The sequence below is a fragment of the Thiolapillus sp. genome (assembly GCF_048562965.1).
Lineage (GTDB): Bacteria > Pseudomonadota > Gammaproteobacteria > Chromatiales > Chromatiaceae > Thiolapillus > Thiolapillus brandeum_A.
The window spans coordinates 1-1053 of record NZ_JBHNMF010000975.1 but is presented as its reverse complement, the minus strand read 5'-3'; the positions used below and the strand labels follow the sequence as shown (position 1 = coordinate 1053).

Here is a 1053-nt window from a genome sequence, read left to right as displayed (position 1 = left end):
AGATCATAATTGTACCATCCTGCACCGGATTTCTCATCGTCTTTTTTCGGTTTTTCAATTGAATTTCAATGACTTGGCATTTATAGACGGGAACGAAATAGCGGGCGTCAGCCGAAACTATATCGCCAAGGTCAGTGCCTCGGGTACAGGAGCGCTCGACATGAACTGGAATCCGGATGCGGACAGTATCGTGTCCAGTCTGATGCTGTCGGCAACAGGAGACAAGTTGTATGCAGGTGGTGACTTCAAAAGGATCGGTGGCGTCAATCGGACAGGGATTGCCAGAATGGATTCGGCAGGTAACGGGCAGCTTGATGCCTGGGATCCGGCTCCTGTGGGTATTCCGGGCTTTATCGCTTCCGTCAGAACATTGGCCCTGACCGGAAACAGCCTGTATGTGGGCGGCCGATTTGCTGCAATCGGAGGGCAGAACAGAAACAATATTGCGCGGCTCAGCACGGTTGATGCCACGGCAGACAGCACCTGGACCCCGGATAGTAACAAGTGGGTCAGGGTCCTGTTGTTGAGCGAAGATGGCAGCCGTATTCATGTCGGCGGCGAGTTTTTCACCACGGGTGGCGAGCACACACTGTCTTTCGCCAGCCTGGAAACGGCATCGGACAACCTGGTGGCCGGTTTTACCGATCTGAACATCGGTGAGGCAGGTTCCGTCAATGCCCTGGCCAGGCATGCCAGTGACCTCTACTTTGGCGGTGATTTCGTCCGCGTGAATGGTCAGCCCCAATTCTTTCTCGGCAAGATCGACGCTGCCACTGGCCAGCTGCAGCACTGGGGAGCAGGCTTTGATGGCAGCGTGTTGGCCCTCGCGTTCTCTGCCGATGGCAGCGCGCTCTACACGGGCGGTGATTTCACCCATATTGGCATGGATGTGAAAAATCACCTGGCCAGGCTGCAGGCCTCGGATGGCAGCGTTGTACCTGCGTGGAATCCCAGCGCCAATGGGAGTGTGAGGGCTTTGCTACTTGTCAAGTCCCGATAGATCATAGATTTTCTTTTTGAATAATTCCGGTTGTTTTTTGTGCCAATCCTTAA

General features: G+C 54.3%; 1 protein-coding gene. It reads left to right on the top strand.

The annotated features are described in order from the left end of the window. Window positions 1–1000: hypothetical protein (locus tag ACOCD2_RS21600; RefSeq protein WP_293702736.1), on the top strand; the 1000-nt coding region annotated here is incomplete at its 5' end. Window positions 1001–1053: the final 53 nt, after the last annotated feature.